Source organism: Streptomyces albospinus, assembly GCF_014648695.1.
Classification (GTDB): Bacteria; Actinomycetota; Actinomycetes; order Streptomycetales; family Streptomycetaceae; genus Streptomyces; species Streptomyces albospinus.
Genome location: NZ_BMRP01000002.1, coordinates 68,197 through 93,252, shown reverse-complemented (window position 1 = coordinate 93,252; position 25,056 = coordinate 68,197). Strand labels below are relative to the sequence as shown.

The window sequence follows — 25,056 nt, the reverse complement described above, 5'->3', positions numbered from 1 at the left end:
TCTCACGTCAGGTTTTTCTCCAGGGCGTCGAGGTACGCCGCCATGGCGTGGTCCCGGATGCCGGGCGACGCCGGGGCGAGCAGCTCGGCGGTGAGGCGCTGGGCGTGGCCGAGCAGGCCGCCGGTCAGCGGCATGGTGTTGTGGACGCCGCCCCGGGCGTCGATGTAACGCAGCGCGGAGACATGGCGGAACACCGGCTCCGGCGGCAGCTGGGGAACGATGTCGTTGTGGTTGACGAAACGGTACATCCGGTGCGCGAAGGCGGAGTTGACCTCCCCGGCCAGCACCGGATCGCAGACCCGGGGCTGGCCGAAGGTGTAGACGCCGTCGGCCGGCAGCCGGGGGTCCTCGAAGTGCAGCCGGGCGGCGGCCAGCATCGCCAGTGCGCCGCCCAGGCCGTGGCCGGTGAACCAGAGCGTCTGGTCGTTGTCGCGGAACTCCTTGAGCGTGGTGAGGATCTGCGGCCAGACCGCGTCCAGGGCCTCGGCGAAGCCGGCGTGGGCGGTGCCGCGGCCGGCGGGGCCGGGCCACGGCGGGGTGCCCGGACCGGCCAGCCAGTCCCGCAGCGCGGCGGGTTCGGCGCCCCGGAAGGTCGTGATGATCATGTGCCGCCCGGTGAGGGTGTACGCCTGGACGTCCGGCAGCGGGAACGGCGGGCGGAACGCGGTGTGGTGGTGGCGCACCCGGTCGAGGCCCCACTGTGCGGCGGTGGCTGCGACGGTCGTCTCGTCCTGGTACGCGAGGTCGGCGGCGCGCGCCATGCAGAGAGCCTGGCGGATGCTGTAGCCGGTGGCGTGCTGGTCGACGAGGGTGCTGGTCAACGGAGGCTCCCAGTGGATGCGGCGACGGCAGTAACGACAGGGCGACTACAGACAGCTCGCTCTGACTACACACCGTAACCTGTCGTGTCGCGCCGAGCGGGTGCGCCCGTTTAAACCACTCGTTCGAGCCTCGGGTCGCACACACCGTGATGCGGGGCGAGCCTGGAAGCGTCCGGCACCCACAGGAAGGCCCCACAGTGAACAGCGCGGAACAGGCGTCACACGCGGAACATGTATCGGCCGAGGTCGTGGTGGAGGTCGAAGGCTGCACTACGGAGGACGCGCACGCCGTCTTCAGCGCGCTGCGCACCTCCTTCCACTCCGACCGGGCCGCGGACGACGTCCCCGAGGAGATGGCCGGGCCGGGCGCGACGGTGTGGACCTCGACCTTCGACGTGGGCGAACGCCGGGCAGAGGCCGGGCCCCGGCGGCTGAAGGGCCCCGTCATCGTCAGCCTCCAGGGCGGCTACTGGGCCGTCGACCAGCTGTCCGCCGCCCTGAAGACCGCGTTCGCGGTGCGCGTTCTCGGCATGGCCGCCGGCGACCAGGAGAAGGAAGTCGAGCTGCGGCTGGAGACCCTGCCGCAGACCGTCGGACGAGGGGCGGACTAGTGGCGGGCGGCGGTCGCCCGCGGGACGCCGGCGCACCGCACCCCGTGAACGGCCGGCGCTCCGCACTCACCCTCACCGTCAACGGAACCCCGCACACCCTGACCCTGGACCACCGCACCACGGTCCTGGACGTGCTCCGCGAGCACCTCGGGCTCACCGGCGCCAAGAAGGGCTGCGACCACGGGCAGTGCGGCGCCTGCACGGTGCTGGTCGACGGACGGCGCGCCAACAGCTGCCTGCTGCTGGCCGTGGCGCACGACGGCCGGCAGCTGACCACCATCGAGGGCCTGGCGGACGGCGAGCGGCTGCACCCCCTCCAGGAAGCCTTCGTCGAGCACGACGCCCTCCAGTGCGGCTACTGCACACCCGGCCAGATCTGCTCGGCCGTCGGCGTGCTCACCGAGGCCGCGGACGGGCACCCCTCCCATGTCACCCCGGATACCGCCGGGTCCGGGGCGCCGGTCGCGCTCACCGCCGACGAGATCCGCGAGCGGATGAGCGGCAACCTGTGCCGGTGCGGCGCCTATCCCCGCATCGTCGACGCCGTCGAGGCGGTGGCCGGGACGGCCGCAGCGGGGGTGGCCGGGGCATGAAGCCGTTCGGATACCTGCGCGTGGACAGCGTCGACGAGGCGGTACGGGCCGCCGCCGGGCAGCCCGGCGCCCAGTTCCTCGGGGGCGGCACCAATCTCGTCGACCTGATGAAGCTCGGGGTGGAGACCCCGCGGGTGCTCATCGACGTCAGCCGGCTGCCGCTGGACCGCATCGAGGAACTGCCGGACGGCGGACTGCGGATCGGCGCGACGGTCCGCAACGCCGACCTCGCCGCCTCCCGCCCCGTACGCGAGCGCTATCCGGTGCTGTCGCAGGCCCTGTCGGCCGGTGCCTCCGGGCAGCTGCGGAACACCGCGACCACCGGCGGCAACCTGCTCCAGCGCACCCGCTGCCCGTACTTCCAGGACACCTCCAAGCCCTGCAACAAGCGGGAGCCCGGGACCGGCTGCCCGGCCCGCGACGGCGCCCACCGCGATCTCGCCGTGCTCGGCCACTCCGCGCACTGCGTCGCCACCCAGCCGTCCGACATGGCCGTCGCGCTGGCCGCCCTGGACGCCACCGTCCGGCTGCACGGCCCCGAGGGCGAACGCACCGTCCCGGCAACCGACTTCCACCGGCTGCCCGGCGACAGCCCCGAACGCGACACCGTGATCCGGCTCGGCGAACTGATCACCGCCGTCGAGCTGCCGCCGCGCCGCCCCGGCGCCCACTCGCGCTACCGCAAGGCCCGCGACCGCGCCTCGTTCGCCTTCGCGCTGGCCTCCGTCGGCGCCGTACTCGCCGTCCGCGACGGCGTCGTCGAGCACGCCGCGCTCGCCTTCGGCGGGCTGGCCCACCGGCCCTGGCGCGCCCGCGCCGCCGAAGAGGTGCTGCGCGGCGCGCCCGCCACCGAGCGGACCTTCGCCCGGGCCGCGGACGCCGAACTCGCCGCCGCCGAACCGCTCCGCGACAACGGCTTCAAGGTCCCCCTCGCCCGCGCCCTGGCCGTCGGGGTGCTGGCCGACCTCGCGGCCCGCGACTGACCCCGCCGTCCCCCGCACCCCCCCTCGACCGCAAGGACGCGCGCCATGAGCCACGACCCCCCACCGGAGCAGCAGACGCCGCGCCTCATGCCGCCGGGCCCGCTCGCGCACCCGCTGGGCGCCCCGCTCGTCCGCCGCGACGCCCGCGACAAGGCCACCGGCAGCGCCCGGTACGCAGCCGAGCACACCCCGCCCGGCTGCGCCTACGCCTGGCCCGTCCCGGCCACCGTCGCCCGCGGCCGGATCACCGAGCTGGACATCGGCGGGGCGCTGGCGCTGCCCGGGGTGATCGCCGTGCTGACCCACGAGAACGCGCCCCGCCTGGCGTCCACCGACGACCCCACCCTGGCCCTCCTCCAGGAGGACCGGGTCCCGCACCGCGGCTGGTACATCGCGCTCGCCGTCGCCGAGACCCTGGAAGTCGCCCGGGACGCCGCCGACGCCGTCCACGTCACGTACGCCACGGACGGGCACGACGTGCAGCTGACCGCGGACCACCCGGGGCTGTACGTCCCGGAGCGGGTCAACGGAGACTTCCCGGCGGTCCGCGAACGCGGCGACTTCGACGCGGCGTTCGCCGCCGCGCCGGCGACCGTCGACGCGACCTACACCGTGCCCCCGTTGCACAACCACCCGATGGAACCGCACGCCGCCACCGCCCGATGGAGCAACGGCCACCTCACGGTCCACGACTCCAGCCAGGGCGCCACCAAGGTGCGCGAGGACCTGGCGGCCCTGTTCAAGCTCGGTACGGACGAGATCACCGTGATCTCCGAGCACGTCGGCGGCGGCTTCGGCTCCAAAGGGACGCCCCGCCCCCAGGTCGTGCTCGCCGCGATGGCCGCCCGGCACACCGGCCGCCCCGTCAAACTGGCCCTGCCGCGCCGCCAGTTGCCCGCCGTCGTCGGCCACCGCGCGCCCACCGTCCAGCGGGTGCGCATCGGCGCCGGCCGCGACGGCGTGATCACCGCCCTCGCCCACGAGAGCGTCACCCACACCTCCACGGTCACCGAGTTCGTCGAACAGGCCGCCGTCCCGGCGCGCGTCATGTACACCTCGCCGAACAGCCGCACCGCGCACCGCGTCGTCGCCCTCGACGTCCCCACCCCCTCCTGGATGCGCGCCCCCGGCGAAGCCCCGGGGATGTACGCCCTGGAGTCCGCCGTCGACGAACTCGCCGCCCTCCTGGACATCGACCCCGTCGAACTGCGCATCCGCAACGACCCCGCCACCGAGCCGGACAGCGGTCGCCCCTTCAGCAGCCGCCATCTCGCCGACTGCCTCCGCGAGGGCGCGGAACGGTTCGGCTGGCAGCCCCGCGACCCGCGCCCCGCCGTGCGCCGCCACGGCGACCTCCTGCTGGGCACCGGCGTCGCCGCGGCCACCTACCCCGTCTACATCGGCGCCACCCAGGCCGAGGCGCACGCCGCCGCCGACGGCGGCTACCGCATCCGGGTCAACGCCACCGACATCGGCACCGGCGCCCGCACCGTCCTCGCCCAGATCGCCGCCGCCGCGCTCGGCGTCCCCGAGGACCGCGTCCGGGTCGACATCGGCAGCAGCGACCTGCCGCCCGCCATGCTCGCCGGCGGCTCCGCGGGCACCGCCTCCTGGGGCTGGGCCGTCCACAAGGCGTGCACGGCGCTGCTGGCCCGGCTGCGCGACCGCGAGGGGCCGCTACCCGCCGAGGGGATCACGGCCACCGAGGACACCCGTCTGGAGACCGCCGAGCGGTCCCCGTACTCCCGGCACGCCTTCGGCGCCGTCTTCGCCGAGGTCCAGGCGGACTCCCGCACCGGCGAGATCCGGGTGCGCCGGCTGCTCGGCCAGTACGCGGCCGGCCGGATCCTCAACCCCCGTACGGCGCGCTCCCAGTTCATCGGTGGCTTGACCATGGGCCTGGGCATGGCCCTGACGGAGGGCAGCTCCCTGGACCCGGCCTTCGGCGACTTCACCGCCTGCGACCTGGCCTCGTACCACGTCCCGGCGCACGCCGACGTCCCGTCCGTCGAGGCGTACTGGCTCGACGAGGAGGACCCGCACCTCAACCCCATGGGCAGCAAGGGCATCGGCGAGATCGGCATCGTCGGCACGGCGGCGGCCATCGGCAACGCCGTGTGGCACGCCACCGGCGCCCGGCTGCGCGACCTCCCGCTGACCCCCGACCGGCTCCTGCCCCACCTGGCCTGAACAGGCCGGGACCCGAACGGCCCACCACCTGTTGCGGGCCCCAAACCCCGGGGCCACGATGGCGTATGACCCATACGTGACTAATGCTCACTCTTCTTGTTCGGGGTTCGTTTGGTCCAACGAGGTGAAGGTGGTGAGCCTCGCGGTGAGGAGCCACGACATGACACTTCCCGGCGGCCGGCACTACACGGTCGAACTGCACGCTTCGGCGGAGCGCGTACCGCAGATCCGACGCATCATCGCCGCGCATCTGCGCTACTGGAATCTTGAGCTGCATATCCCGCCCGTGTGCAGGGGAGTGGCGGAACTCCTCACCAACGTCCACCGCCATATCGGCCCGGACGCCCGGTGCGTGGTCGAACTCCGCTGGACCGGCCGCCATCTGACCGCCTCGGTCGCCGACGACGGCCCCCGGCTCCCGCGGCTGAGCAGCGCGGCCGGCGGCGGACTCGCCAAAGTGGCCGCGGTGAGCGACAGCTGGGGCACCTGCGGCACGCCGACCGGCAAGGTCATCTGGTTCACCCGGCGGGTCGAGGCGGCCCGCACCGCGCCGGTGACACCCTCGGTGCCGCTGCGCAGCGTCCCGGACGTGGTGGAACCCGCCCCCGCGCCCGTCGCGGCACCCGGCCCGGCCGCGGACCCCGCCCCCCTGCACCCCGTCCTGCCGGCGTCGGACCCCGCCGCGTCCGAGGCATCGTTGGTCTGAGTCGGTCTGATCTGGTGTGAGCTGGTCCGACCCGCGGCCGGTGGGATCGCGGCGTGTTCCCGCCGTGTCCCGCCGGCTGCGGGTGCGCCGCCGCTACGATCGCGGCATGGCAACGGCCCCGCCGCCCCCGAGCGCCGTACGGCACCGCGATCGTGCGGTGCCGTTCCGGGCGCTGTGGGCGGCCGTGCTGCTGCTCGCGGTGCTGCTCGCGCACGGCGCGCGGGCGGAGAGCGCCGAGGGGCACCTCGACAGCGCCGTACCGGCCGCCGCCCGTACAACCGCCGCCGCACAGCATCCCGTTGAGGCCCGGGACGGCGCGCCTGCTCAGCGCGCCGCACACGCGGTGCACTCCGCGCACGCCGCGCCTGCGGATCCCGACCACCGCACGGACCACCCGGCTCCCGCCGGGCATTCCGCGCACCCGGTGTGCCTGGCGGGCCAGGTCCAGCAGGGCGCCGAGCTCGCACCGCCGCGCGCCGCGTGGTTCGCCGCCCCGCCCTGCCGCGCCGCCGCCCCCGTCCCCGCCCGGTACGGCACATCCGCCGGCACGTTCGCGCTGCCACCGCCGTCCGGCACCACGGGCTCCGTCGTCCAGCAGGTCTAGATTCCCGGCCGGTTCCGGCCAACTTCCGGTCCCGCACGACCTCCTGCTGCTTCCGCATGCCCTGTGTACGGAGACCCTGTGCCGCGACGCACCCCCCTCCGCTTCCCGTTCCGTGCCACCGCCGCCCGCACCCTCCTCCGGCGGCTGGCCCTGCCCCTGCTGCTCGGCGGGCTGCTGCTGGCCGCCGCGCCCTGCGCCGCCGACGCCCCGCACCACCACCGCACCGGCGGCCCGGTGACCGCCGTGGCCGTCGCCGGCACCGCGGCGCACGGCGGGCACTCCGACGACACCGACTGCCCGCCCGACACGGCCGGACGCATCCCCCCGGCCCGCTCCGCCGCGGCCCGGCGCACCGCCGCCGCCGACGCACCGGGCGCCGTGCCCGCCGTCCTCGGGGCCGCCGTGCGCTCCGCCGCCGTGCGCCGCCCCGCAGCGCCCGGCCGCACCGTCCGCCACGGACCGCCCCGCGGCGGACGGCCGACCCTCGCCGCCCTCTGCCGGTGCCGGATATAGGAGCCGCCGCGGCGCGCCGTGCCACAGCCGGCCGGCCGCCCGACGCGCCCCACCGTCCGTACCCGGAACACCGAACGAGAGCGAATCATGCAGTCTCCACCCGCACTTCCCGCCCGTCCCCTCCCCGTCCCGGCGGCCGGCCCCGGCACCCCCGGCCCCGCCGCTCCCCTCGCCCCGGCCCCCGCGTCCACGGTGTCCGGGCTCGTCGGCAACACGCCCGTACTGCACATCTCCGCGCCGCTCACCCCGCCCGGCCGCGGCTTCTGGGCGAAACTGGAAGGCAGCAATCCGGGCGGCATCAAGGACCGCCCCGCGCTCCACATGGTCGAACGCGCCCGCGCCCGGGGCGACATGCGGCCCGGCGCCCGGATCATCGAGTCCACCAGCGGCACCCTGGGCCTGGGCCTGGCGCTCGCCGGGATGGTGTACGGGCATCCCGTCACCCTGGTCACCGACCCCGGGCTGGAACCGGCCATGACCCGGCTGCTGACCGCCTACGGCGCCGACGTCGACGCGGTCGCCGAGCCCCATCCGGACGGCGGCTGGCAGCAGGCCCGCCGCGACCGGGTCGCCGACCTGCTCGGCCGGCACCCCGGCTCGTGGTGCCCGGACCAGTACCACAACCCCGACAACACCACCGCATATCTCCCGCTGGCCCTCGAACTCGCCGCCCAACTGGTGCACATCGACGTCCTGGTGTGCAGCGTCGGCACCGGCGGCCACTCCGCCGGGGTGTCCCGGGTGCTGCGGCAGCTCTACCCGGAGCTGCGGCTGGTCGGCGTCGACACCATCGGCTCGACCATCTTCGGCCAGCCCGCCCGCCCCCGCCTGATGCGCGGACTGGGATCGAGCATCCACCCGCGCAATGTCGCCTACGAGCAGTTCAGCGAGGTGCACTGGGTCGCCCCCGCCGAAGCGGTGTGGACCTGCCGGAAGTTGGCGGCCTCGCACTACGCCACCGGCGGCTGGAGCGTCGGCGCGGTCGCGCTGGTCGCCGGCTGGCTCAGCCGCACCCTGCCGTCCGGCACCCGTATCGCGGCGGTCTTCCCGGACGGGCCGCAGCGCTATCTGAGCACCGTGTACGACGACGCGTACTGCGCGGCCCACGGACTGCTCGGCGCCCCGCCGCCCGACGCACCGGAAACCCTGCGCCACACGGGAGAGCGGGAGGTCATCCGCTGGAGCCGCTGCGAGCGGGTCGCCGACCCGCTCGGTCCGGCGGAGGTGCACTCCCGATGAAAGGCACCCTCGCACAGGTCCGCTCCTACGAACGCAGCGTGCAGTTGCTGATGGTCAATCAGTTCACCATCAACCTCGGCTTCTACATGCTGATGCCGTACCTGGCCGCGCATCTGTCCGGGACGCTGGGCCTGGCCGGCTGGCTGGTCGGGCTGGTCCTCGGCGTCCGCAACTTCAGCCAGCAGGGGATGTTCCTGGTCGGCGGCGCACTCGCCGACCGGCTCGGCTACAAACCGCTGATCGTGGCCGGCTGCGTGCTGCGCACGGCGGGCTTCGCCGCGCTCGGGCTGGTGGACTCGCTGCCCGCGCTGCTCGCCGCGTCCGCGGCCACCGGCCTGGCCGGGGCGCTGTTCAACCCGGCGGTCCGGGCCTACCTGGCGGCTGAGGCGGGGGAGCGCCGGCTGGAGGCGTTCGCGCTCTTCAACGTCTTCTACCAGGCGGGCATCCTGCTCGGCCCGGTGGTCGGGATGGTGCTGACCGGCGTCGGCTTCCGGCTCACCTGCCTCGTGGCGGCCGGGATCTTCGCGCTGCTCAGCCTCGTCCAGCTGCGCGCCCTGCCGGCCCGCGGCGGCACCGCCGCCGGTGCCGCCGCCCCGGGGGACCGGGCCGGGCTGCTCGCCCAGTGGCGCGGGGTGCTCGCCAACCGGCCGTTCCTGCTGTTCTCCGGCGCCATGATCGGGTCGTACGTGCTGTCCTTCCAGGTCTACCTGGCACTGCCGCTGGAGGTGAAGCGCCTGGGCGGCGAGGGGAGCTCCGGAACGGCGGCGGTGGCGCTGCTGTTCGCCGTCTCGGGGCTGAGCACGATCCTGGGCCAGACCCGGGTGACCGCCTGGTGCCGGGCACGGATGGCGCCCGGGCACGCGCTCGCCCGGGGGCTGCTGATCATGGGCCTGGCCTTCCTCCCGCTGCTGGCGGCCACCGCGCTGCCGGTGCCGGCCGGGGGCCCGGCCCGCTGGCTGTTCGCCGCGCTGCCGCCGGCGGTCTCCGCGCTGCTGCTCGCCGTCGGCACGATGATCGCCTACCCCTTCGAGATGGACACCATCGTCCGGCTCTGCGGCGACCGCCTGGTCGCCACCCACTACGGGCTCTACAACACCGTCTGCGGCATCGGCATCACCCTCGGCAACCTGCTCACCGGCGCCGCGCTGGACGCCGCCCGCACCGCCGGAGTGCCCGCCCTGCCCTGGACGGCCCTCCTGCTGCTGGGCCTGGCCTGCGGCGCCGCGCTCCGGGCGCTGCACCGCACCGGCCGGCTCGCACCGGCCGGCGGACCGGAGGTGGCGGTGCGCTGACGGAGCCGCGCGGCCACCCCCGCACGCCCGGGGGTGGCCGCCTTCCGCACCGTGCCGCCCGGCACCGCGGCCCGCCGCGGAGTTCGCGGTGCGTACCGCGCCGGGACACCTCAACGACACCCCCCCTTCCCGAGCACTCGTTCCTCTTGGAACACTGCTGACCGCGGTTTCCCCCAGGGCCGTATCCGCACCACCCGTACGACCTGATCACCCGTCATCCCCCACCGCGAGGTCCCCAGACACATGCCTGATATCAACCGCCGACGTTTCCTCCAGATCGCGGGCGCCACCGCGGGCGCCTCGGCGCTGTCGAGCAGCATCGCCCGCGCCGCGTCGATCCCCGCCAAGCGCACCTCCGGCTCCATCAAGGACGTCGAGCACATCGTCGTCCTGATGCAGGAGAACCGTTCCTTCGATCACTACTTCGGTTCGCTGCGCGGGGTCCGCGGCTTCGGCGACCCGCGCCCGGTCACCCTGGAGAACGGCAAGTCCGTCTGGCACCAGTCCGACGGCACCAAGGACATCCTCCCGTACCACCCCGACGCCGAGAACCTCGGCATGCAGTTCATCGAGGGCCTCAACCACGACTGGCACGGCGGCCACCAGGCATGGAACAACGGCAAGTACGACCAGTGGATCCCCGCCAAGGGCACCGGGACCATGGCGCACCTCACGCGTAAGGACATCCCGTTCCACTACGCGCTCGCCGACGCCTTCACCATCTGCGACGCGTACCACTGCTCGCTGATGGGCGCCACCGACCCCAACCGCTACTACATGTGGACCGGCTACGTCGGCAACGACGGCTCCGGCGGCGGCCCCGTCGTCGGCAACGAGGAGGCCGGGTACGGCTGGACCACGTACCCCGAGCGCCTGGAGAAGGCCGGCATCTCCTGGAAGATCTACCAGGACATCGGCGACGGCCTGGACGCGGCCGGCGGGTGGGGCTGGATCAACGACGCCTACCGCGGCAACTACGGCGACAACTCGCTGCTCTTCTTCAACCAGTACCGCAACGCCAAGCCCGGCGACCCGCTCTACGACAAGGCCCGCACCGGAACCGACGCCAAGAAGGGCGAGGGCTACTTCGACCGGCTCAAGGCCGACGTCAAGGCCGGCAAGCTGCCCCAGATCTCCTGGATAGCCGCCCCCGAAGCCTTCTCCGAGCACCCCAACTGGCCCGCGAACTACGGCGCCTGGTACGTCTCCCAGGTGCTGGACGCCCTCACCTCCAACCCCGAGGTGTGGAGCAAGACCGCGCTGTTCATCACCTACGACGAGAACGACGGCTACTTCGACCACGTCGTCCCGCCGTTCTCCCCCGGCTCCAGCGCCCAGGGCCTGTCCACCGCCGACGTCAAGCTCGACAACTTCCCCGGCAACGCCACCTACGCCGCCGGCCCCTACGGCCTCGGCCAGCGCGTCCCGATGCTCGTCGTCTCCCCCTGGAGCACCGGCGGCTACGTCTGCTCCGAAGTCTTCGACCACACCTCCGTCATCCGGTTCATGGAGCGCCGCTTCGGTGTCCACGAGCCCAACATCTCGCCCTGGCGGCGCGCCATCTGCGGCGACCTCACCTCGGCGTTCGACTTCTCCCTGGAGAACACCAAGCCGGCGTCGCTCCCCGACACCAAGGGCTACCAGCCGCCGGACAACAAGCGGCACGACAGCTACGTCCCCAAGCCGCCCGCCAACCCCGTCCTGCCCAAGCAGGAGCACGGCTCCCGGCCCAGCCGCCCGCTGCCGTACGCCCCGCTGGCGGACGGCACCGCGGACACCGCCAACGGGCGCTTCACGCTCACCTTCAGCAGCGGCAGCACGGCCGGCGCCTGCTTCCTGGTCGCCGCCGGCAACCGCACCGACGGCCCCTGGACCTACACCACCGAGGCCGGCAAGAAGATCTCCGACACCTGGAACACGTCCTACTCCAAGGGCAGTTACGACCTGACGGTGTACGGCCCGAACGGCTTCCTGCGCGTCTTCAAGGGCCCCGGCAAGAAGAAGACCCCCGAGGTGACCGCCCGCCACAACGCGGCCTCCGGCCGCGTCGAGCTGTCCCTGACGAACCCGGGCACCGCCCCCTGCCACCTGACCATCGCCGACGCGTACGGCGGCCGGAAGGAGACCGTCCGGGTCGACCCGGGCGGCACCGTCACCCGGTCCGTCGACCTGAGCGCCGGCAAGCGCTGGTACGACCTCACGGTCACCGCCGACACCGACGCCGGCTTCCTGCGCCGGTTCGCCGGCCATGTCGAGACCGGCAAGCCGGGCGTCAGCGACCCGGCCCTCATCACCGGCTGACCGCCGAGGCCGCTCCGTGGACGGGCCCCCGCCGAGACCGGCGGGGGCCCGTCGCGTTGCGGACCGGGGACGCGCACCCGGCGCCTTGCCCTGGAGCGCACTCCACCTCCTAGCGTGTGATCCGCAAGGACCCACGCGCGAGAAGAACTTAGGGGACCACGTGCGGTACACACTGTTCGGCAAGACCGGCCTGCGCGTCAGCGAACTGGCCCTGGGCGCCATGACCTTCGGCGACGACGGGGGCCGGGGCGCGGCCAAGGACACCAGCGGACGGATCCTCGACGCCTATGCCGACGCCGGCGGCAACTTCATCGACACCGCCAACAACTACACCGGCGGCACCTCGGAGACCCTCCTCGGCGAACTGCTCGACGGCCGCCGGGACCGGTTCGTGCTCGCCAGCAAGTACACCTGCGCGACCGTCCCGGGCGATGTGAACTCGGCCGGCAACCACCGCAAGAACCTGGTCCGGTCCGTGGAGGCCAGCCTGCGCCGGCTGCGTACCGACCGCCTCGACGTGCTGTGGGTGCACGCCCGGGACAACTTCACCCCCGTGGACGAGGTGATGCGGGCCCTCGACGACCTCGTACGGTCCGGCAAGGTGCTGTACCTGGGCGTGTCCGACTGGCCCGCGTGGGAGATCGCGCAGGCCAACACCCTTGCCGAACTCCGCGGCTGGACCGCCTTCGCCGGCTCGCAGCTGCGCTACAACCTGCTGGAGCGGACCGTGGAGCGCGAACTGCTCCCGCAGGCCCGCGCCTTCGACCTCGCCGTCCTCGCCTGGGCCCCGCTCGCGGCCGGCAAGCTCACCGGCAAGTACCGGCGCGGCGAGACCGGCCGGCTGGACGGCCGTGACGGGGACAGCCGGGACAACCGCGCCGACCACAATGAGGACGAGACCCTCACCGCCGTCCTGGAGATCGCCGATCAGGGCGGCTGGACCCCGGCACAGGTGGCCCTGGCCTGGCTGCGCAGCCGCCCCGGCAACATCGTCCCGATCATCGGCGCCACCAAGGAGGCGCAGCTGGCCGACAACCTGGCGAGCATCGGCGTCACGCTCGACGCGGACGCGCTGGACCGCCTCGACGCCACCAGCGCGGTGCCGCTCGGCTTCCCGCACGCCTTCCTGCGCGAGCCCGGCGTCATCGAGAATGTCTACGGCGACCGCTGGGCCGACATCGACGACCGGCGCTCCACCTACCGGCGCACCATCGGCGGGATCCGCTGACCGGCGGCCCGGCCCGGTACGCCGAACGCCACCGCTCCGATGGCCGGGCCCCGGACATTGCGGTCCACTGAGGTGGGCGGTCCACCGCCCACCTCAGCGCGTACCGAAGGAGACGTCCGATGCGCCACACCGCCAGGACGGCCGCCACCGCGGCGGCCGTCGCCCTGCTCGCCGCGGCCGTCGGCGGCTGCTCGAACGGCGGTGGCAAGACCACCGCGTCGCCGTCGCCCACTCCGTCCGCCACGGGCCCGAAAGCCGGTGCCTCGCCGTCCGGGTCGCCGGCGGCGGGCGCGGTGTCCGTCCAGGTGCGCTCCGGGCGGCTCGGCACGATCCTGGTCGACGGGCAGGGCCGGACGCTCTATCTCTTCGTGGCGGACAAGGGCCGCACATCGACCTGCTACGGCGACTGCGCCAAGGCCTGGCCGCCGCTGCTGGTGACCGGTACGCCGCAGGCCGGCGACGGCGTCCGGCGCGAGCTGCTGGGGACCACGACCCGCCGCGACGGCACCAAGGAAGTCACCTACAACGGGCATCCGCTCTACTACTTCATCGGGGACCGGCACCCCGGGGACATCCACGGCCAGGGGTCGAACGACAGCGGGGCGAAGTGGTGGGTGCTCGATCCCTCGGGCAAGGAGATCACCAAGCCTGCGCCGACCGGCAGTCCGGGCGCCGGTACCGGCAGCGCCACCCCCGGTTCCTGACCATGCGCCCGGTACGGATCGCGGTGGCGGCCTCGGCGCTCTGCCTGGCCGCCCTCACCGGCTGCACGCACACCGGCGGCGGCCCGTCCCCGTCCCCGTCGGCGTCCGCCCCCTCGGCCTCCGCCCCGGGGAACGCCCGGACGCGGATCGTCATCAAGGACTTCGTCTACCGGCCCGCCACGCTGACCGTGCGGCCGGGGACCAAGATCACCGTCGTGAACGAGGACAGCGCGCCGCACACCGTGACGGCCACCGGCGCCGGCAAGCCCTTCGACACCGGCAACCTCGCGCAGGGGCAGAGCGCCGTGATCACCGCGCCCACCAAGCCCGGCAGCTACCCCTACATCTGCTCCGTCCACCCCTACATGAAAGGCACCCTGACGGTCCGCTGACCCGGCCTTACTTGAGGGCGCTGCGCTGCTGCCACTGCTGCCAGGTCTCCTGCCAGACCTCCAGGCCGTTGCCGACGTCGGTCTTCTTGGTGCTGGCGGTGCCCTTCACCTCGACCGTGGAGCCCACCGGCAGGAAGTCGTAGACCCTCTTGGCGTCCGAGGTGGTCATCCCGAAGCAGCCGTGGCTGTTGTTGACCACGCCGATGGACTTGTTCCACGGCGCGGAGTGCAGGAACGTCCCGGACGCGGTGAGGTGGGTGACCCACTGGGAGTCCAGCATCCACTCGTCGCCGTGTCCGATGGTGGCGGAGTCCATGGTCTCCGCGGCGTTCTTGCTGCGTACGGTGTGCACCCCGCCGCGGGTGGGGTCCTGCGGGGAGCCCGCGGAGCCCTTGACGCTGCCGACCGGCTTGCCGTTCTCGTACATCGTCAGGGTGTGCGAGGGCACGTCGATGACGGCCTTGTGGTCGGCGCCTGTCGTGAAGCCGAAGTCGTAGTCCCGGGCGAACCAGCCGCCGTCGCCGGAGTCGATCCCGGACAGCGCGCCCTTGACGGAGACCTTGGTGTCGGCCGGCCAGTAGTCCTTGGGCCGCCAGTCGATCCGGTCCTTGCCCGACCAGTCCTTGACCCAGCCCCAGGCGCCCTCGACGTGCGGCTGGGTGGTGACCTTCAGCGCCTTCTCGACCTCGGCGCGCCGGCTCTTGGCTATGGGGTGGTCGAAGAGGATCGAGATCGGCATGCCGGTGCCCACCGTCTGCCCGTTGCCGGGGGTGTTGGTGAGCTTGTTGACCTTGTCGGCCTGCTCGGTGGTGAAGGTGGCGGTGGCGGAGGACTCCTTGCCCTTCGCCGACGCGGCCTTGGTGTGCACGGTGTACGTGGTCTTCGGGCGGACCTTGCCCTCCGACGTCCATGACGTACCGTCAGCCGCCAGCCGGCCGGGAACCGTGGCCCCCTTGTCGTCCTTGACGTCGACCGCGGTCAGCTTCCCGCCGTCGGCCTTCACGGATATCGGCGAGCCGAGCTTCGCCGACGTGTTGCCGGCGGCCGGAGTGACGGTCACCTTGGCCGCCGGCTCCTGCGCCGCGGACGAACCGGCGCCGGTGCCGCACGCGGTCATCAGGAGCCCCGCTGCCAGCAGGGCGGGTATCAACCGGGCGGTGTGGCGGCGTGTTCCGGCGTGCACGAAGGTCCCTCCAAAGCAGAACGACTGGGAGCGGCGGAGCCCGTGGCATCCGCCGTATATCCAGACGTTTTGTCTGCTTCGGAGGTTGTGCGATGCATCGATTAATTAGGACACAGTTCGATATCCAAGGCGCCGGAACGGGCCGAGTGTCCTGGGTGGTGCCGCTGCCGGGCCGCCCTGGTCACGACGTGCCGGGGGTGCCGGGCTGCGGCGGGGCGGTGGATCCCTGTGTCGTGCCGGGCCCGGTGGTGACCGGCGGGGGCGCCGATCCCGGCGATCCCGGCGATCCGGGTGACCCCGGCGAGGTCGAACGGGGTGATGTCCCACTGGGCGACGTCGGGCCGGACGACGAGCCCCCGGACCCGGAAGGGGACCCCGGCGACGCCGACGTGGATCCCGACGACGAGGGCGACCCGGTGCCGAACGGGGATTCCGACGGCGGTGGCGTCGGGGTGTCCGTACTGCCGTCGTCGCTCTTGGGGCGCTTGAAGTACTGCCCCGTCTCCGGGTCGAGCAGCACGAAGCTGCCGACCGGCGCCGGCGCCGGCCGGACCGCCACCGTCTTCGACGCCTGGTAGCCCGGCCAGGGCTTGCCCGCCGGCTTCGGTGTGCCCTGGATGGCGGCCGGCGGCGTCAGCGGGTTCCCGCACGCGCAGCGCACCCGCGGCATCCCGTACGCATCGACCAGCACCGCGGTGCCCGCCTGGAGCACCGCCTGGTAGCCGGTCGCCCGGCCGTCCTTGTAGCCGTAGTTGGTCACCCGGGTGTCCGCCAGCAGCTGTACGGAGGTCAGCGACCGCAGATACGCCGGCAGCGCGCCCGGGTCCTTGCCCTCGACGGTGGCGAACGCCCGCGCCTTCTCCGGGTTGGCGTTCAGGTAGCGGATCTGCTTCTCGACGTCGCAGCTCGCGGCGTCGCGGCTCCCGCCGTACAGACCGGGCGCCGACCCTTCGATGGTGGCGATCTTGCCGTCCCCCCTGGCGGGCGGGCTGGGCATCGAGGACGGCGAGGTGGACGCGCCGGATTGCGTCACGGTCGACTCGGTGAACGGGTCGCGGCCGGCGGCGCCGGCCGGTTCCAGGAACAGCTCGCCCTTGCCGGAGCCGCCTCCCATGTGGGTGAACACCACGGCCAGCACCACGGCCACCACCACCGCGCCCACGATGATCGCCACCCGCGGCGCGGACCGCCACCAGGGCTGCCCGCCGCCGTCCCCGCCGCCGCCTCCGCCTCCGTCGCCCCCTCCGTCACCGGGGCCGCGCGGGGGAGTCGGCCCGCCCAGGGCGGTGGGCTGCTCCGGCTGCTGCCAGGGGCGGGTCGGTTCGTGCGGGGGCTCGGACAGCGGCCCCGACGGGGGGCCGGTCGGCTGCCCCGTCGGCCGGCCTTCCGGCGGCGGTGGAGATGTCACGGGTCCCTCTTCCGACGCTGCCGGGCGATCCGTCTCCGCGGATTTTGCCCGTATCTGTTCAGGTTTCAGACCATTGTGTGCCGCGGACCGCCGCGCTCCGCAAGCGGGGCGGCGGCCCCGTGCTTACGGTGGCCGGGACGCCAACCCCCGCCCCGGGAACAGCATCCGGGGCCCGCCCCTCGTCCCCGTACCGCGCCCCGCAGGAGGCAGCGTGAGCCAGATGCGCGGCCCGGCGGCGGCCGGCTCCGGAAGCCCGGCACCTCCCGGAGGCGCGCCGGCCGGCGGTGCCCCGCCGTTCCTCCGGGGCTGGGCGGAAGCCCTCGGCACCGCCCTGGCCGGCATGGTGACGATGCTGGTGGTCGCCGCCCTCGGCCTGTGGGCCGCCGGCGCGGCCGGCCTGCCCGGCGGGGCGTTCCCCGCAGTCGTGGCGGCGGCCGTCGTCACCGCGGCCGGCGGTTCGGTCGGCGCCGCCGGCGACGCCGGGATCATCGTCCAGGCGAACGCCGCCCTCGACGTCGTACCGCTGTCGGTGACCCTCGCCGGCGCCCTGGTGACCGCAGCCGTCTTCCTGCTGCCGCTGCGCCACCGCGCGGTGGCCTCCGCGGGCGAACTGCTCGGCCGGATCGCCCGTACGGTCGTGTGCTGGCTGGTCCTTCTGCTGTTGCTCGCGCTCGCCGCCCACCACGACTTCACCCTCACCGTCGGCAACGACATCGCCGACGAGCTCGGCGCCGTGCTCGGCACCACCCCCACCGTCGGCTTCCGCGCCGACATCCCGGCCACCCTCGGCTTCGGGCTGCTGTGGGTGCTGGCGGTGCTCGTGCTGACCTTCCTCGTCTCCCGCAAGGCGCCGCTCTCCTCCCGGCTGCTGCACTTCCAGGACTCCGTACGGCCGCCCGCGTACGCGATGCTGCTGACGCTGCTGGTCTACGTGGCGATCGGGCTGGTCGTCGGCGTGATCGAACTGGTCGCCGGGGACCGGCCGGCGCAGACGCTCGCGGTCATCCTGCTCGGACTGCCCAACCTGGCCTGGCTGGCGCTGGGCATCGGCACCGGCGGCGGCTGGGTCGGCCACGCCGACAAGGCCCTCGGGCTGCCGCTGCCGCACGTCCTGGACGAGGTGCTGCACACGCGGCGCGGAGCGCACACCCTCGATCTCGGCTCGATCGGGGAGTACGACGGGCGGGTCTGGCTGCTGGTGGTGCTGGCGGCCGTGGTGCTGCTCGGTGCCGCGTTCACCGCCGCGGTCCGCTCCCCGGCCCGGCTGCCGGCCTGGCGCTGCGCCCTGGAGATGGCGGTGGCCCTGGCGCTCACCCTGCTCGTCGTCGGACTGGCCACCCGGATCGACGCCCACTACGGGCTCTCCCTGATCGGCGTCGGCGACCTTGCCGGCAACCTCGGCGGCGGGGTCACCCTTGAGCCGCAGCTGTGGCGGCTGGTCGGGGTGGGCGCCGCCTGGGGCCTGGTCACCGGATTCCTCGGCAGCCTGCTCGCCCGGCGGGTACGCCACCGCGGAGAGGTCCGGGACGCGGGGGACGCCGGCCCGCCGGACCGCTGATCGAGCCCCGCGCCCCGGGTCGCCTCCTGCACGGGCCTCAGGCGCCGCGGCCCGGGAACATCGGGATCGCCCAGCGCGGTGGCGGCGGCGGAGCGGTGCCCCGCAGGGCGTCCCGGGCCGCCCGGGTGTCCACCCGCGTCGGCGCGGGCGCCGGGGGCGCGGCACCCGGCGGCGCGGTCCGCCCCGCCGCCCGGAGCGCCCCCGCGAAGCCCCGGCAGGTCTCGTAACGGTCCTCGGGCGTCTTGGCCAGCCCCCGGGCGAACACCGCGTCGACGCCCGGCGGCAGGTCGGGCCGCAGCTCGCTGGGGGCCGGCGGGGGGTCGTACTGATGCGCCCAGAGCAGCGCCATGTCGTCCTCGCGCCGGAACGGCGGCGACCCGGTCAGCATCTCGTAGGCGACGCAGGCCAGCCCGTACACATCGCACCGGCCGTCCACCGGGCGACCGGAGATCTGCTCGGGCGCCACGTAGTCGAGCGTGCCGACGAACTGGCCGACGCTGGTGAAGCCGGTCAGCGACAGGGACTTCTTCGTCAGCCCGAAGTCGGTCAGATAGACGTGCTCCGGCCGGTCGCTGTCCGTGCCCTCGGCGACCAGGATGTTGCCCGGTTTGACGTCGCGGTGGACCAGGTCGTGCGCATGGGCGGCGTCCAGCGCGGAGGCCACCTGGAGCGCGATCCGGCAGGCGGTCTCCAGCGACAGCCGGCCGTCGCGGTCCAGCAACGCCCGCAGATCGCAGCCCTGGACGTAGCGCATCGCGATGTAGAGCAGCCCCTCGGTCTCCCCGGCCTCGAAGACCGGCACGATGTGCGGATGGTCGATCGCCGCGGCCACCCGCGACTCGTGCGCGAACCGCTTGCGGAAGGTGTCGTTGCGGGCCAGTTCGGGTGCCAGCAGCTTCAGCGCCACCGTGCGGCCCAGCTTCAGGTCCTCGGCCCGGTAGACCACCGCCATGCCGCCCCGCCCGATCTCCTCCTGGAGCAGATACCCGGCGATCCGGCGGCCCGGCAGACCGGAGGAGTCGGGGACCGTGGAGTGGTTCCGCTGCGCGGGCTCCCCGTTCACCGGAAGTCACCCGGCTGCCGGGGCGGGGCGGGCGGCGGGCCGCCCGGCTCGGCGGAGCCGCCGGAGCCGGCGTCCGGCCGCTGCGGCGGGGGTGCGGGCGGTCGCTCCGGCCAGGCGTGGACACGCGACGGCGCCGGCCCCGAGGCGTACCCCGGCCCCGAAGCCGCACCCGTACCCCGTCCCGCGTCGGCCCCCACTGAGCTCCCCGCGTTCCCCGCCTCGCCGGCCTCGCCCGCATCCGCCGAGGGCTCCCGTGCCACCGCGAACGTCTGGAGCGCCGCCCCGTCGCAGTAGCACCACCGCTCGTGCCGCGCGTCGTAGAGCCACACCGCGTCGCCGTCGACCACCACCCCCACCCGCGTCCCCCGGGTCCGTGCACCGAACGACTCCCCGTCCAGCTGCCCGGCCAGCAGCTCGTCCACCAGCTGCCGGTAGCGGCCGAGCGCGTCCTCCGCGGTGCCCAGCAGCGGCCGGGGGTCCGCGGTCCGGGCGGCGGGCTGACCGGCGGCCGGCGGGCCGTGCGGTACGGACAGCAGCAGCCGCCCGTCCACCCATGCCGACCAGCCGTTGGAGCAGAGCGCCAGCGCCCAGTCGCCGCGCCGCTCGACGACCTGCACCGGCAGCAGCGGATCGAGCGGCACCAGCGGCCGGGTGGCGTCCGGCGCCGCCCAGGTCGCCAGCCCGCCCGGCGGGACGACATGGCTGGGAAGGAAGTCCGGCGAGGTCACAAGCGCCTCCTCGGCGCGCGCAGCCGCGCGCCCTCTCGGCTACCGACGCATGATCTCGGGCTCGTGCCGCCGCAGCAGCCGGTAGACGAGGAAGCCGAGCACCACCGACAGCACCACCAGCATCCCCATGTCCAGCAGCCACGGGCCGACCGCGTGCCGGAACAGCGGATCCGAGGTGATCGGTCCCGGCTGGAGCCGGTGCAGGTCGATGGTGCCCGCCATGGCCCCGAGCGCCCAGTGGGACGGCACCAGCCACGACAACTGCTCCAGCACCGGCGTGTTGCGCAGCGAGTGCAGCGCCCCGCAGAACACCACCTGGATGATCGCGAGGAGGACCAGCAGCGGCATGGTGACCTCCTCCTTGCGTACCAGCGCGGACACCAGCAGGCCCGACATCATCGCGGTGAACGCCAACAGCGCCACGGCCAGCGTGATTTCGAGCAGCGGCGGCATCAGCACCCCTTTGCCGCCCGGTGCGTTGAGGTCCACCCCGACCAGCGCGACCAGCGTCAGCACCACCGCCTGGACCACCGTGACGGTCCCCAACACCAGCACCTTCGACAGCAGATACGCCGACCGGGACAGCCCCACCGCCCGCTCCCGCTGGTAGATCACCCGCTCCTTGACCAGCTCGCGGACCGCGTTGGCGGCACCGGTCAGCACCGCGCCGACGCACAGGATCAGCAGCACGTTCGACGCCGAGTCCGTGGTCAGTTTCCCGGTGCTCAGGCCGTGGGCCATCCCGCCCATCACGAACGGCAGCGCCACCATGATGATCAGGAACGTCCGGTCCGACGACAGCGCCGCCGCGTACCGCCGCATCAGCGTCCACAGCTGCCTGCCCCGGTGCCGGCTCGTGGGCGCGGCCACCGGTTCGCGCGGCTCGGGGGCCCGCCGCGGCTGCCGGGTCTCCGCGGCCACATACCGCCGGTACAGCGGCGAGGCCCGGAACTCGCCCGCCCAGTCCCGGCCTTGATCGTTCTCAAAGGCCTCGAACGCCTCCGGCCACTCCACGAACCCGAAGAACGGCAGCGCCTCCTCCGGCGGCCCGTAGTACGCGATGCTGCCGCCCGGCGCCATCACCAGCAGCCGGTCGCAGACGTCCAGGCTCAGCACGCTGTGGGTGACCACGATGACCGTGCGGCCGTCGTCCGCCAGCCCGCGCAGCATGTGCATCACCGACCGGTCCATCCCCGGGTCGAGGCCGGAGGTCGGCTCGTCGAGGAACAGCAGCGACGGCTTCGTCAGCAGCTCCAGCGCCACGCTGACGCGCTTGCGCTGGCCGCCCGAGAGGCGGTGGATCGGCAGGTCGGCCCGCTCGACGAGGCCCAGTTCCCGGATCACCTCGTCGACCCGGGCCTCCCGTTCGGCCGGGGCGGTGTCCTCGGGGAACCGCAGCTCCGCCGCGTAACCGAGGGCCCGGCGGACGGTGAGCTGGGTGTGCAGGATGTCGTCCTGCGGTACGAGTCCGATGCGCCGGCGCAGCTCGGCGTAGTCGCGGTAGAGGTCGCGGCCGTCGTAGAGCACGGTGCCCGCGTCGGCCGGCCGCAGCCCGGTCAGCGCGTTCAGCAGCGTCGACTTGCCCGCCCCGCTCGGCCCGACCACGGCCAGCAGCGACTTCTCGCCCACCGGGAAGGACACCTGGTCGAGCAGGGTCCTGCGGTCCCGGTTCGGGCCGACTCGCACGGAGAGCTCCTGCACGTCCAGCGAGATCTCGCCGGTGTCCACGAACTCCTGTAGCTCGTCGCCGACGAGGACGAACGCGGAGTTGCCGATGCCGACGATGTCGCCGGGCAGCACCGGGGCGCGCTCGACGGGACGGCCGTTGAGGTAAGTGCCGTTGTGGCTTCCCAGGTCCACGATGTCGTAGCCTCCGGGTTCGTAGCCGCCGGGCCCGGCGCGCAGTTCGGCGTGGTGCCGCGAGACCGCCAGGTCGTCGACCACCAGGTCGTTGTCGGCCGCCCGGCCGATACGGGTGGTGCGCGCCGACGGCAGCGGCCGGACCGAGCTGGGCTGCCGGAAGGTGTGGGTGGCCGCCGGATACGACACGGACGACGGCCGCCCCGGCTGCTTGGGCCGGGGGATGCCGGTGAGCACCGCGCACGGGCCGTCGGCGGGGTTGCCGAAGCGGATCACGCTGCCCGGCCCGACTCCGGACTGCTGCACCCGCCGCCCGTCGGTGTACGTGCCGTTCGTGCTGCCCTCGTCCTCCACCAGCCAGTGGCCTTCGGTGGCGCGCAGCACGGCGTGGTGCCAGGAGACCCGGGAGTCACTGAGCACGAGGTCGCTGGCCGGGTCCCGGCCCACGTGATACGCGTGGCTCGGGCTGATCACCTGAGTGCCGCCGTCGGACTCGACGACGAGTTCGGGCGCAGTGGGCGCATCCGGCCGCTCAGCCATATCTCAGATTTTACGGCGGCTTCCCCGCGCCCGCCCGCGGTTACTCGCGCGGAACGGCGGGGGTCAACTAAGGTGATCGCCCCGATGAGCCCGCACCTGCAAATTCCATGGAAATGCTGGACTTTGCTCCGCCGATCGAAGGATGTCCAGGCGAACCGGGACGCAATACACAATGCAGGGCACTGCAATGCAGGGCCAGGCGTTCCTTCTTATTCACCTACCTCGTGAAGGCAAGGCAGAGATGGCACGACGCGCGCGACAATCCCCCCAGCAATTCCCCGGCCGGGAAGCCCATCCCGTCGACGAGGTGCTCCCGCTCGGCAAGCTCACGCTCTACGGTTTCCAGCACGTCCTCGCCTTCTACGCGGCGGCGGTCATCGTTCCGATCCTGCTCGGCAACGCCATCGGCCTGTCCCACGACGAACTCGTCTACCTGATCAACGCGGACCTGCTGACCTGCGGAATCGCCTCGATCATCCAGGCGTTCGGCATCTGGAAGATCGGCGCGCGGCTGCCGCTCGTCCAGGGCGCCACCTTCACCGCGGTCTCCCCGATGATCGCCATCGGACTGGGCGCGGGCGGCGGCACCGCCGGACTGCTGGTCGTCTACGGCGCGGTCATCACGGCCGGTATCGCGACGTTCCTTTTCGCCCCGTTCTTCAGCAAGTTGGTGAAGTATTTCCCGCCGGTCGTCATCGGCACCATCCTCACCATCATCGGCTTCACCCTCATACCGCAGGCCCTCCAGGACGCGGCCGGCGGCGCCCAGTTGACGGGCAGGCCCGAATACGGCGACCTCAAGAACCTCGGATACGCCCTCGGCACCCTGCTGTTCATTCTCGCCGTCGTCCGGCTCGGGAAGCCGATTCTCAGCAGCGTCGCGGTACTTCTCGGACTCGTCGCCGGCACCGCCGCCGCCTGGCTGCTCGGCGATGCGGATTTCAGCGCGGTGGGGCACGCCGACTGGTTCGGCGTCAGCACCCCGTTCCACTACGGGATGCCCAAGTTCGAGCCGTTCCCGATCCTCGCGATGATCGTCGTCATGCTGATCACGATGGTGGAGACCACCGGCGACGTCTACGCCATCGGCGAGATCACCCGCAAGCCGGTCAGCAACGACACGGTCGCCAGGGCCCTGCGCGCCGACGGCGTCGCCACCGTCCTCGGCGGAATCTTCAACTCCTTTCCCTACGTGGCCTTTGCCGAGAACATCGGCCTGGTCCGGATGTCCAAGGTGATGAGCCGGTTCGTGGTGGTCGCCGCCGGCGGCATCATGATCGTGCTGGGACTGCTGCCGAAGGCCGGCTCGCTGGTCGCCGCGATCCCGCACCCGGTGCTCGGCGGCGCCGCGCTCTCCATGTTCGGCATGGTCGCCGCGGTCGGCATCCAGATCCTGGGCAAGGTGGACCTCCGCGAGGAGCGCAACGCCCTGATCCTGGCCGTCAGTCTGGGCGCGTCCTTCCTGCCCAGCGCCGTCGGGCCGTTCTTCGACCGGATGCCGCAGGACGTCAAGGCGGTCCTCGACAGCGGCATCACACTCGGCGGGCTGACCGCGATCGTGCTGAACCTCTTCTTCAACGTCTTCACCCGCCGCAAGTCGATGGAGATCGACTGGGACGAGTTCGCGGACGACGACGAGCCGGCGGCGACCGAGCAGCCGCCGCGCCCTCAGAGCGCGTACTGACGCCCGGTGTTCCGCGGGGAGGGGCAGGGCGGCCCCGGCTCCTCCCCGCCCCTCCCCGTCGCCGGCCCTGCGCTCAGTGCACCGAGTTGAACGGCGGCGCCTCGCCCGCCTCCCCGATCAGCTCCCAGAAGTGGTCCACCAGCCGGCGCAGATACGCCGACCGCTCGGCCGCGACCTCCTTGAGCCGGGCGTCGGCGTTACGGGCCACCACATGCCCCATGTACCGCTCGGCGAACTCCGCGAACTCCCCGTGCATCACCCGCAGCGCATCGCTCACCCGCGTCCTGTTCAGCGACGTGATCTCGCAGACCGGCCCGACATGGGACTTCCAACGCCCCTCGACGGCCGCCCGCAGGTGCCCGGCCAACTCGTCGACCCGGCCCATCACTCCGATCAGCTTGCGCAGCGACAGCCCCAGCGCCTCCACCAGCGCCTTGGTCTGCCGGTAGTCGCCGTGCCACTGGTTGGCCGCCTCCGCCGACCGGTACGCGTCGGGATCCATCCCGATGAGCTGCGCCAGCCGTTCCGCGCTCAACTGCCGCGCCATCCGGTGCTCGGCCAGCGTCCGCGGCTCCACGCCCATCAGCACGGCCGGCGGGCACCAGAGCACATCGGCCAGCGCGAACAGCTGCGGCTCGGTGGGGAGCTGGGCCCCGTACTCCCATGCCTCGATCAGCTCGGGGCGCACCGGCGCACCGCACGCCGTCATGGCCTGGGCGACCTGAGCCGTGGTCAGGCCCACGCGGGCCCGCGCGGATCGGGCCTGTGCGGGAGAGAACGAAACGCTGTACACGTACGGGACACCTCGCTGCACCCGGCGAGCAGAGGGCGCTTCGGGGGAGGGGAGATGGAGGA

Annotated in this window: 22 protein-coding genes; 15 read left to right on the top strand and 7 right to left on the bottom strand. The window is 73.3% G+C overall.

Annotated elements, in window-relative coordinates:
• Positions 1–2: 2 nt before the first annotated feature.
• Positions 3–821: a lipase family protein gene (locus IEZ17_RS03785; RefSeq protein WP_229851810.1), complete on the bottom strand. Its 819-nt coding sequence runs from the start codon at positions 819–821 to the stop codon at positions 3–5.
• A gap of 197 nt (positions 822–1,018) precedes the next feature.
• Between IEZ17_RS03785 and IEZ17_RS03780 the strand changes: the two genes are divergently transcribed.
• The 13 genes from IEZ17_RS03780 to IEZ17_RS03720 all read left to right on the top strand — a co-directional run bounded on the left by IEZ17_RS03780 (position 1,019) and on the right by IEZ17_RS03720 (position 14,177).
• Positions 1,019–1,432, top strand: coding sequence for a hypothetical protein (locus IEZ17_RS03780; protein WP_189296365.1), 414 nt, complete (start codon positions 1,019–1,021; stop codon positions 1,430–1,432).
• A 44-nt stretch (positions 1,433–1,476) separates the two neighbouring features.
• Positions 1,477–2,025 (top strand): 2Fe-2S iron-sulfur cluster-binding protein, encoded by a 549-nt coding sequence (locus IEZ17_RS03775; protein WP_229851807.1) that lies wholly within the window; start codon positions 1,477–1,479, stop codon positions 2,023–2,025.
• Positions 2,022–3,008 carry an FAD binding domain-containing protein gene (locus IEZ17_RS03770; RefSeq protein WP_189296361.1) on the top strand — a complete coding sequence of 329 codons (987 nt, stop codon included), beginning with the start codon at positions 2,022–2,024 and terminating at the stop codon, positions 3,006–3,008. Before IEZ17_RS03775 ends, IEZ17_RS03770 begins: the two co-directional genes overlap by 4 nt.
• 87 nt (positions 3,009–3,095) lie before the next feature.
• Positions 3,096–5,198: a xanthine dehydrogenase family protein molybdopterin-binding subunit gene (locus IEZ17_RS03765; RefSeq protein ID WP_189296954.1), complete on the top strand. Its 2,103-nt coding sequence runs from the start codon at positions 3,096–3,098 to the stop codon at positions 5,196–5,198.
• A 160-nt stretch (positions 5,199–5,358) separates the two neighbouring features.
• A complete protein-coding gene (locus tag IEZ17_RS03760; RefSeq protein WP_189296359.1) occupies positions 5,359–5,904 on the top strand; it encodes an ATP-binding protein in 546 nt (181 codons plus the stop codon).
• 106 nt (positions 5,905–6,010) lie between these two features.
• Positions 6,011–6,508 (top strand): hypothetical protein, encoded by a 498-nt coding sequence (locus tag IEZ17_RS03755; protein WP_189296357.1) that lies wholly within the window; start codon positions 6,011–6,013, stop codon positions 6,506–6,508.
• 78 nt (positions 6,509–6,586) lie between these two features.
• A complete protein-coding gene (locus IEZ17_RS03750) occupies positions 6,587–7,021 on the top strand; it encodes a hypothetical protein (protein WP_189296356.1) in 435 nt (144 codons plus the stop codon).
• Positions 7,022–7,108: 87 nt separating this feature from the next.
• The gene (locus IEZ17_RS03745) at positions 7,109–8,260 is read left to right on the top strand and encodes a PLP-dependent cysteine synthase family protein (RefSeq protein ID WP_189296354.1); all 1,152 of its coding nucleotides are present in this window, start codon (positions 7,109–7,111) and stop codon (positions 8,258–8,260) included.
• Positions 8,257–9,552: an MFS transporter gene (locus IEZ17_RS03740; protein WP_189296352.1), complete on the top strand. Its 1,296-nt coding sequence runs from the start codon at positions 8,257–8,259 to the stop codon at positions 9,550–9,552. Before IEZ17_RS03745 ends, IEZ17_RS03740 begins: the two co-directional genes overlap by 4 nt.
• A gap of 243 nt (positions 9,553–9,795) precedes the next feature.
• The gene (locus tag IEZ17_RS03735) at positions 9,796–11,853 is read left to right on the top strand and encodes a phosphocholine-specific phospholipase C (protein WP_189296350.1); all 2,058 of its coding nucleotides are present in this window, start codon (positions 9,796–9,798) and stop codon (positions 11,851–11,853) included.
• A gap of 160 nt (positions 11,854–12,013) precedes the next feature.
• Positions 12,014–13,081: an aldo/keto reductase gene (locus IEZ17_RS03730; protein ID WP_189296349.1), complete on the top strand. Its 1,068-nt coding sequence runs from the start codon at positions 12,014–12,016 to the stop codon at positions 13,079–13,081.
• 119 nt (positions 13,082–13,200) lie between these two features.
• Positions 13,201–13,785 (top strand): COG4315 family predicted lipoprotein, encoded by a 585-nt coding sequence (locus IEZ17_RS03725; protein ID WP_189296347.1) that lies wholly within the window; start codon positions 13,201–13,203, stop codon positions 13,783–13,785.
• A gap of 2 nt (positions 13,786–13,787) precedes the next feature.
• Positions 13,788–14,177 (top strand): cupredoxin domain-containing protein, encoded by a 390-nt coding sequence (locus IEZ17_RS03720; protein WP_189296345.1) that lies wholly within the window; start codon positions 13,788–13,790, stop codon positions 14,175–14,177.
• A gap of 7 nt (positions 14,178–14,184) precedes the next feature.
• Here IEZ17_RS03720 and IEZ17_RS03715 read toward each other — a convergent pair whose 3' ends face one another.
• Entirely contained in the window at positions 14,185–15,360 is a 1,176-nt protein-coding gene (locus IEZ17_RS03715) for a L,D-transpeptidase family protein (protein ID WP_229851806.1), read from the bottom strand.
• A 181-nt stretch (positions 15,361–15,541) separates the two neighbouring features.
• Positions 15,542–16,768, bottom strand: a complete 1,227-nt coding sequence (locus IEZ17_RS03710) for a DUF6777 domain-containing protein (RefSeq protein ID WP_189296343.1) — start codon at positions 16,766–16,768, stop codon at positions 15,542–15,544.
• A 211-nt stretch (positions 16,769–16,979) separates the two neighbouring features.
• Between IEZ17_RS03710 and IEZ17_RS03705 the strand changes: the two genes are divergently transcribed.
• Complete coding sequence (locus tag IEZ17_RS03705; protein ID WP_189296341.1) at positions 16,980–18,326, top strand: streptophobe family protein; 1,347 nt, start codon at positions 16,980–16,982, stop codon at positions 18,324–18,326.
• 37 nt (positions 18,327–18,363) lie between these two features.
• Here IEZ17_RS03705 and IEZ17_RS03700 read toward each other — a convergent pair whose 3' ends face one another.
• Genes IEZ17_RS03700 through IEZ17_RS03690 form a run of 3 tightly spaced genes read right to left on the bottom strand, consistent with a single transcriptional unit; the run spans position 18,364 to position 22,517 of the window.
• The gene (locus IEZ17_RS03700) at positions 18,364–19,389 is read right to left on the bottom strand and encodes a serine/threonine-protein kinase (protein ID WP_189296339.1); all 1,026 of its coding nucleotides are present in this window, start codon (positions 19,387–19,389) and stop codon (positions 18,364–18,366) included.
• Positions 19,386–20,117 carry a hypothetical protein gene (locus IEZ17_RS03695; protein WP_229851803.1) on the bottom strand — a complete coding sequence of 244 codons (732 nt, stop codon included), beginning with the start codon at positions 20,115–20,117 and terminating at the stop codon, positions 19,386–19,388. Before IEZ17_RS03695 ends, IEZ17_RS03700 begins: the two co-directional genes overlap by 4 nt.
• A gap of 39 nt (positions 20,118–20,156) precedes the next feature.
• Positions 20,157–22,517: an FHA domain-containing protein gene (locus tag IEZ17_RS03690; RefSeq protein ID WP_189296337.1), complete on the bottom strand. Its 2,361-nt coding sequence runs from the start codon at positions 22,515–22,517 to the stop codon at positions 20,157–20,159.
• A gap of 241 nt (positions 22,518–22,758) precedes the next feature.
• Between IEZ17_RS03690 and IEZ17_RS03685 the strand changes: the two genes are divergently transcribed.
• Entirely contained in the window at positions 22,759–24,201 is a 1,443-nt protein-coding gene (locus tag IEZ17_RS03685) for a nucleobase:cation symporter-2 family protein (RefSeq protein WP_189296335.1), read from the top strand.
• A 73-nt stretch (positions 24,202–24,274) separates the two neighbouring features.
• Here the strand turns inward: IEZ17_RS03685 and IEZ17_RS03680 are convergent, their stop codons facing one another.
• Positions 24,275–24,910, bottom strand: a complete 636-nt coding sequence (locus tag IEZ17_RS03680; protein ID WP_189296950.1) for a transcriptional regulator — start codon at positions 24,908–24,910, stop codon at positions 24,275–24,277.
• Positions 24,911–25,056 lie beyond the last annotated feature (146 nt).